General features: G+C 59.0%; 4 protein-coding genes. All 4 read right to left on the bottom strand.

The window, feature by feature from the left end:
- Positions 1–280: 280 nt before the first annotated feature.
- Entirely contained in the window at positions 281–538 is a 258-nt protein-coding gene (locus tag Q0M35_RS06385; RefSeq protein WP_295313382.1) for a DUF4242 domain-containing protein, read from the bottom strand.
- Positions 539–568: 30 nt separating this feature from the next.
- Positions 569–4,162: an adenylate/guanylate cyclase domain-containing protein gene (locus Q0M35_RS06380; protein ID WP_295313381.1), complete on the bottom strand. Its 3,594-nt coding sequence runs from the start codon at positions 4,160–4,162 to the stop codon at positions 569–571.
- Positions 4,163–4,590: 428 nt separating this feature from the next.
- Complete coding sequence (locus Q0M35_RS06375; protein ID WP_295313380.1) at positions 4,591–5,262, bottom strand: GntR family transcriptional regulator; 672 nt, start codon at positions 5,260–5,262, stop codon at positions 4,591–4,593.
- Positions 5,255–8,173 (bottom strand): FAD-binding oxidoreductase, encoded by a 2,919-nt coding sequence (locus Q0M35_RS06370; protein ID WP_295313379.1) that lies wholly within the window; start codon positions 8,171–8,173, stop codon positions 5,255–5,257. Before Q0M35_RS06370 ends, Q0M35_RS06375 begins: the two co-directional genes overlap by 8 nt.
- Positions 8,174–8,315 lie beyond the last annotated feature (142 nt).

Raw genomic sequence — 8,315 nt, 5'->3', positions numbered from 1 at the left:
CAACCATACCATTCCAGATGGTGCGGGCGTCATCGTATTCTGCGCTGCCTTTCAGGTGCACCCCGCCCGGAGTGACCCGTCGAGGGTGTCAAGTGCGTCCTGCGTGACGGCAACAGCACCGCCATCAAGTGAATTGAGATCAAACATAAGAATTAGCCTTCCGTTTTCAGGTAAGGCTTCTTGCGCAACTGCCTCAACTGGCACACGGAAAAAAGCCGCGTCTCACCTGATCCCGGTGACAGGGCATAAGAAAAACCGGTTTCGTGCGCCGTTCTGACTCTCAGGCGAAAATGCCAGGGTCAATCCGGTCCACAGGTGTGATGACGTCTGCCGGAATGTTGAGCCGCTCGGCAGCTTTGCGGATGCTGTCCTCGTCGGGCGCTTCATACAGGCAGTAGGTTTTACGCTTGTCAGCGCTCAGAAAGGAAAAAATCCATTCTATGCCTTCTTCATCATTCACTTCTTTGATTTTAAGCCTTGAGTCGTCGTCCACTTCAAGTTGTTCAGCGAACTGTCTTTCAATAATAAACCTTGGCATAATCAGCCTCGCAATTTTCGGCACCAGCTCTTACGTTGCCCTGCCTTCAAGCTTTGATCTGAGCGAAACCATACCCAAATCACGGGCGATTGCCAACGCCTCAGCCTCCAGATGCAACGCCTGAGCCGCGTCCTTTGCACGTCCGCGACGCTTCAGGGCCGCGGCAAAACCGGCTTTGCTGTGAGCAATCCACGGAGGCGCCTTCATCCGGGTGTCGATTTCAATCGCTTTTTCAAACATTTGCTCTGCTGTGTCCCAGTCGCCCGCCAGAGCTGCGAGATTGCCCAGCCTGCGCGCCGCGGCGCCGGTGCAGGCTGTGGTCGCACCCGCAGTGATTGTCAGGTTTTCGTAGGGAAGCAGCCTTTCATATATGGTTGCGGCATGATTTTCACTGGCCACTGCGATGCAGATCTCTGCCAGATATGACAGAGTGGTCGAGTACATGGCGTCCGGATTAAGAGCAAAACCGGTTTCAGACATTTCGCTCAGGATACGCGCGGCGGCGTCTCTGTATCCCAGTTCAGCCGCGATAACGCCAAAACCGGGCTTCCAGCTGGCATCCCCCGGGCTTTCGGTCATCAGGCGTTTGATAACCGGGGCAACTTCGTTCAGACGGCCCTGTTCCCGGCGGATCGTAAACATCTGGACGCCGAAAACACCCTCGACATGTTTGCCGTGGGTATGCCGCCCGATCTTTACAGCCTCGCCGGCATAGGTCTCGGCGCGCGCGAAATCCCCTTCCAGGGTGGCAACCATCGCGCGGGCATGTATCTGCACCCAGTAGAGCTGGCGATGATCGTCCTTTGTCGAAATGTCACTCAGCAGTGCAAGCGAGTGGTCCATCAGCTGACGGTCCGCCATTTCCGCACCGACGAAAAGGCTCAGTGTCCGCTCACGACCCTGGTCGATCGTGCCGAGCTGTTCGGCCACCTTGTGCATCGCCTCAAGATTCTGGCGCCAGTCGCGCACTTCGCTTTCCTGGCGGGCGACAAAGGCCGCGGCAAAGCGCGCCATCATAACGTGGAACTGGGATTTCAGGTCTCCCAGCTTCGCGGCCAGTTTCAGGCATTGCTGGCTGTAATCGGCACTTTCCGCAAACTGGCCTGTGAACATATAGGTCCGTGCAAGCTGGCTCATGAGTTTGCAGCGGCGTACCTCGTCTGTGCCCGGCAGATCACCCAGTGCCTTCAGGCACACTTTGATTGCTTCTTCATGCGCCTGGCCGGCCATCATGCAGGAATCTGCGAAATGATGGGCCGCATCCGCCGCAATCTCAACATCACCGATGTCCTGCGCTGCCTGCGATGCTTCTTTCAGAGCGGCAATGCCCTCGGGCAGTCTGCCGACACTGTCATAACCCCGACCGATAAGAATCTTGCCGGTGATCACTTCACGGCTGGTCTCATCCCCCAGTTCGCGTGCGGCTCTGAGGGCTTCTTTGGAATTGGCCATCGCCTCGTGACCGGCCGACCTTGCGAGGGCTGTTTCCGTGGCAGACCGCCAGCGCTGAAAGGCCGCGGCCCAGTCTTCCGCCGCGGTCAGGTGGTGGGCGACAAGCTCGGGGCGCCGCTCAGTTTCCGCGGACCTGAGCTCTGTCAGGGCAGCCGCGACGCGGGCATGCTGATCCCTGCGGGTGGAGGCCAGCATGGACTGATACGCCGTGTCGCGAATAAGCGCGTGCCGGAAAACATAGTGGCCGCGATTGTGCCCGCTCTCAAAAATCAGACCTGACCGGCAAAGTTCCCCAAGTGGCGTGTGAATGTCCGCCGGGTTCCGGCCCATCGCTGCACCAAGGAGATCAGGTTCAAATTCACGGCCGATCACTGACCCGGTGAGGGCGACCTGTTTGGCATCCGGTGAAACCGCATCGAGCCGGGCCATCAGTGCGCCCTTCAGAGAGGAGGGCACGTTCAGTTTGCCCTGGTCACCTGACGTCACAATTGCCCGTGTCAGTTCCTCGACAAAAAGCGGGACCCCGTCGGTCTTTTCGATGATGGTCTGCACCAGATCCTCGTCCGGCTCACGTCCGGAAATGTTGCGTACGAGGTCGGCGACATGCTGTGAATCAAAGCGGCGCAGTTGCAGGGTCTGCACATGGGCGTCGCCATCATCCCGGTTCAGGACCCAGCCTGGCCGGTGCGTGATCAGAATCATCAGCGGCAGATCCGCACAGATGGCCGTGAAGCGGTCGATAAGCGCATGTGTTGACGGGTCGATCCAGTGCGCGTCTTCGACGAACAGGATCACCGGACAGACACCTGAGCGGGCTTTGACCGTATCAATCAGGGTCCGTATGGTGATGTCGCGCTGTTCCTGCGGGGTCAATCCGATGATCTGCTGCGCAACCGCGCTGCGCGGCGCCACCAGAGCGGCGAAAACCGGAAGGACCTGCGCCAGATCAATGCCGGGCCGTATCGTCAGCATCGCGCGCACCTGTTCCAAAACGCGATCGTCGTCAAACCCAGGCTCGACGCCTGCGTCCTGAGATATCCGCTCCGCGACCGGATGAAACGGGCTGCTGGTCAGATAGGGCGAGCAGTTCAGCCGGATAATATCCGCATTGCCGGCGACTGTTGTGCTGGCCAGAAACTCTTCGGTCAGGCGGGATTTGCCGATGCCGGCCTCGCCCGCAAGCAGCACAACTTCGCCTTTGCCGTTGCCCGCCCTTTGCCAGGCCTGTTCAAGGATCCCTTTCTCGAAATTCCGGCCGACCAGAACGGTGCCGGCGTCCTCACGGTGCACCGCGCGAAACCGGCTTTCCGCGCTGCGCTCCGCAATCACCTGCAACAGCGTACGTGGCGCGTCAAAGCCTTTGAGGTCGACCGGGCCCAGCGAGGCAAATTCAAATATCCGACGCAGTGCGGTTTCGGTTTCTTCTGCCGGCAATACGATGGAATTGGGCGGCGCATGCTCCTGGATCCGCGCCGCGAGATTAACGATCGGGCCGGTCATCGCCCCCTCTTCATAGGTATTTTCTCCGATGGTGTCGCCGACCACCACCTCACCGCTGGCAATGCCCAGACGCACCGCCAGAGGCTCTCCGTCCGGTGTTTTCATCGCGCTTACGCGTTGCACTGCGTCCAGCCCGGCCTTGACCGCGCGCACAGCGTGATCCTCATAGGCGCTCGGCCATCCGAAAAATACCAGCAACCCGTCGCCGAGATACTTGGCCACGTATCCTCCGTAGCGACTGACGGCGCCCGCAACTGCGTCCTGATAGCGCTGCAAAAGAAGACGCATGTCTTCAGGGTCGAGACGATTGGTCAGCTTTGTCGAACTGACGAGATCGGCAAAGAGAACGGTGAGATGGCGGCGCTCCGCAAGAGCACCTGCATCAGGCTTTGACGGGAAAGACCTGCTGGCAGAGGCCTCACTGTGCGACCGGTCCTTTTCAGGTCTCTGCCCTGCCTGCGGGCTTTCCTGAGGAACGTTATCATGATCACCCTGCAGGCCCCCGATCGCTGCCAGCAGAATCTTTCTGTGGCCAAAACTCACGCCGAGTTCCTTAAGATCATCGCCTGTGAGCAGCGGCAGCACTCTTTCATCCACATCATGCTGCGCAAAGGGCTCTGCGTATTGCGACAGTCCCAGTCCGCTCAGCCATGCGTTGATGTCAAATGCCATGCTGCCGAGCATGGACATTCATGAAGCTTCAATCAAGTGACGGATCACGCCGGGCACCCGCCGCACTGCGCCTGGCAGCGATATGGCCGTTTCGTCAGTGCCGGGCGGTCGTGTCATCCTGTGCGATTTCCCGCAGATACACATCAAACAGCACCATATTGACCCCGGGCGATGCTGCAAAAGACGACCAGGGCGCATGGAACTACCATCGCGGTGTCCAGGCTGCCGGATCAGGATTAAAGAGAACGCTGAAGTAGTCCGGGCCGGAGCCTCCGTCAGCCTTTAGCGGAGAAGTGCAGCCAGGCTCAGGCGGACCTGCACCGATAACCGCCGGCATCAATAGTGCCAGTGCCGGGGGGAGGCCCGTACCGGACCAATAACACAGGACGCGTCTGGTTATTAAGGATAAGGCGCACCTGCTGTATGTATCAGGCGTTTTGCAACCACTTCACGATGGAAGCCCGTTTCGTCTCCATATGCCCGGCGAGGGTCCGTCCAAGTTCCGGACCGTTTCGCTCACTAAGATACAACAGGATCTTTTCGTGCTCCGCGATGGCCGTGCGCCAGCGTTCCTCGGACATATTGGCGAGATAGCGCGCGCGCTGCATCCGCAGCGACAGCGCCTGACAGGACGTGGTCAGCGTGTCGTTGCCTGCAGCCAGCAGGATGACACGATGAATCCTCTGATTGATCGCGAAATAGCCGTCGAGATCACGTGCGTTATACTTTTCGACCATTTCCAGATGAAGTGACCGGACCGCGTCGATGCCGGCATCGGTGATATTTTCACATGCAAGCTCTCCCGACAGAGCTTCAAGCGCGCCGAGTACAGGAAATACCTCGTTCACCTCGCTGACGGTCACTTTCGTGACCCAGGCCCCCCGGTTCGGCTCCAGCCGGATCAGACCTTCAGACGCCAGCACCTTCAACGCTTCACGCATAGGGGTCCGGGACACGCCGAACTGCGCGCAGAGGTTTTTCTCCGGCACCTTGGCGCCGGGGGACAGCTCGCCGCTGATCAGCATTTGTTGCAGCCGGTCCACCAGCTCCTGGTGCAGCGATTTGCGGGAGATGGCCTGTGGCGCAGAGTTTTCAAACATGATCAGTCCCGCCCGGCTGCGTCAGGGCCATTTCCAGCAGCCGCGCCACATGGATCGGTTGCCGGCCTGTCGTGTCCGCCATCTGGTGGCGGCAAGATGTTCCGTCTGCGACGATCAGCGTGTCCTTGTCTGCCGCGCGCACGGCGGGCGCAAGATCCGCCTCTGCCATTCTGCGCGAGATTTCATGCGTTTCGACGCCATAGCCGAATGCGCCCGCCATGCCACAGCAACTTGTCTCGATAACCCCCACTTCCGTATCGGGCAGCCGGGCCAGCGTCTTTTCAATGCTGCTCATCACCCCAAGCGCCTTCTGGTGACAATGCCCGTGAAGCAGCACCTTGTGCGCGGGCGATTGCAGGGGCAGGTCGAAGTCCGGATTGTCCTCCTGATCGGCAATGTACTCTTCCAGCATCCGCGCTTTCTTAGCAAGGCGTTCGGCGTCTTTGCCCGGCAGGAGCCCCGGAATTTCATCTCTCAGGGTCAGCAGACAGCTGGGTTCGAGCCCGATGACGGGCAGGCCTTTTTCGACATAGGGCATCAGCGCATTCACAAGCCTCTGCGCCTCTGTGCGGGCTTCCTCCACCAGGCCCGCAGACAGAAACGTCCGGCCGCAACATAAAGGGCGCTCGCCTTTCGGGGAGCGCGCCACGACAAATGGCACACGGGCCGCATCAAGCACCTTGACGGCGGCGCGCAGGTTTTCGGGCTCAAAGTACCGGTTGAAACTATCGGCAAAAAGAACGGCCTGCGGATCGTCCGACAAGGACACTTCGCTGTCTCTGAACGGCCTGGAACTCCACACAGGCAGCTTGCGCGACGCGGTAAAACCGGTGGGCTTTTCCAGCAGCTTCGAGAGGCCCGGCACAGAATTACGCAGGTTGGCCAGAAACGACAGCCGTGAAGCCCAGGGCGCATAGCGCGGCAGCCAGGCAACCAGCCGGTCATGCAGGCTGATCCCGTTCTTCGCCGCGCGCGCCGCGAGCACCTCGATCTTCATGCGCGCCATATCAACGCCCGTCGGGCATTCGCGCTTGCAGCCCTTGCAGGACACGCAAAACTCCATCGTCTCTGCCATCTCATCGGAGGCCAGCGCATCCGGCCCGAGCTGACCAGATATGGCGAGCCGCAAAGTGTTTGCCCGACCACGCGTCAGGTCCTGTTCCTTGCGCGTGACCCGGAACGACGGGCACATGACGCCACCTTTGAGCTTCCGGCAGGCGCCGTTATTGTTGCACATCTCAACGGCGCCCTGAAATCCGCCCGCACTGCCCGGCCATTCGGACCAGTCCAGTCCGGTATCAAAACCGGGCACGGCGTATTCCGGGCCATAGCGAAAGAGCGTCCGGTCATCCATCTTTGGCGGATCGACAATTTTCCCGGGGTTAAACAGCCCCTCGGGGTCAAACCGCTTCTTCACCTCGCCGAAGTTTTCGACCATGCGCGCGCCGAACATCTTTTCGTGGAATTCGGAACGCACAAGGCCGTCACCATGCTCTCCTGAATGCGATCCTTTGTACTTTGCGACCAGATCAAAGCATTCTTCGGCGATCGCGCGCATTTTGCTGACGTCCTGATCCAGCTTGAGGTTCAGCACGGGCCGCACATGCAGACATCCGACAGAAGCATGGGCATACCATGTCCCCCTGGTGCCGTGTTTGTCAAAAACATCCGTCAGCTCCGCGGTGTACTCTGCCAGATCAGGCAGTTCGACCGCGCAGTCCTCGACAAAAGATACCGGTTTGCCCTCTGCCTTCATCGACATCATGATGTTCAGTCCTGATTTGCGGAACTCGGCAATTGCGTTTTGCAATCCGGGCTCGGCTACAGGCGTCACGCCACCCCAGGATTTACCGGTGCCGGTCCAGGAGAACCCCAGATCTCCCATCATGTCTTCAAGCTCTTTGAGCTTTGGAAGGTTCCGCGCCGGGTCTTCCTCGGCAAATTCCACCAGCAGCAGCGCCTCCGGGGTGCCGGTTACGAAATCCGAGATTGTCTGGCGAAAAAGCGGGATGTCCCGTCCCAGAGCGATCATCGTCGAATCAATCAGTTCAACGCCCTGCGGCCTGAGCGTCACCAGATGCTGGGCTGCATCCATCGCTTGATAGAAGGTCGGGAAATGACAGACCCCGAGCACCTTGTCCCGGATCAAAGGCGACAGTTTCAGCTCGATAGCTGTGGAATAGGCGAGCGTTCCTTCTGAGCCGACAAGCAGATGCGCAAGATTGTTTGGCGTGTTCATCGGCACCAGCGCGTCGATGTTGTAGCCCCCGACACGCCGCATCACTTTGGGAAAACGGGTATCGATCTCAAGCGCCTCGCGGGCGCCGAGACGCAGCAGGTCTTCAGAAAGGTTCGTGAAATCCTGTGCGTAATCACCGCCTGCAGGGCCAAACCTGTGTTTGCTGCCATCCGCCATGAGAGCGTCGATTGACAGCACATTGTCACGCATCATGCCATACCGCAGAGATTTGCCGCCGCAGGAATTATTGCCGGCCATGCCGCCGATCGTCGCCCGCGACGCGGTGGAGACGTCAACAGGAAACCAGAGCCCATGTGGCTTCAGCACCCGGTTAAGCTCGTCGAGCACGATGCCCGGACGTACAACACAGCGACAGTTTTCGACATCGAGTTCGAGGATGTCGTTAAAATACTGGGTATTGTCGAGCACGAGGCCTGTGTTAACGGTTTGGCCACACTGCGAAGTGCCCCCGCCGCGGGCAAGAACCGACACGCCCTGTTCCGAGGCAATATCCAGTGCTGCGCGAATGTCATCTTCGGATTTCGGCGAGAGCACACCCAGCGGCATCATCTGATAAAGCGACGCATCTGTGGCGTAGCGTCCGCGCGAGAAATCGTCAAACAGCAGATCTCCTTCAACGCGCTTTTCAAGACTTTCCAGCAGGTTAGGCATTCATGCTCCAGTACAGCTTCAATGGCGCGTCAGATTTTTTATTGACATAATTATGAATTCAAAATTACGTTGTATCAATAATTTTCTGGTCACCCCGCCGGCTGAAACCGGCGCTGCACCAGAAATCCGGGAGGAAAAAACC

This window comes from Roseobacter sp., from assembly GCF_024639605.1.
Classification (GTDB): Bacteria; Pseudomonadota; Alphaproteobacteria; order Rhodobacterales; family Rhodobacteraceae; genus Roseobacter.
The sequence above is the reverse complement of the archived record's forward strand: the minus strand, read 5'-3'. Positions and strand labels throughout refer to the sequence as shown.

Bases quoted from the DNA above. Each gene is read 5' to 3' on its own strand.
- Q0M35_RS06385 (WP_295313382.1), bottom strand. From the start codon at position 538: ATGCCAAGGTTTATTATTGAAAGACAGTTCGCTGAACAACTTGAAGTG.
- Q0M35_RS06380 (WP_295313381.1), bottom strand. From the start codon at position 4,162: ATGGCATTTGACATCAACGCATGGCTGAGCGGACTGGGACTGTCGCAA.
- Q0M35_RS06375 (WP_295313380.1), bottom strand. From the start codon at position 5,262: ATGTTTGAAAACTCTGCGCCACAGGCCATCTCCCGCAAATCGCTGCAC.
- Q0M35_RS06370 (WP_295313379.1), bottom strand. From the start codon at position 8,173: ATGCCTAACCTGCTGGAAAGTCTTGAAAAGCGCGTTGAAGGAGATCTG.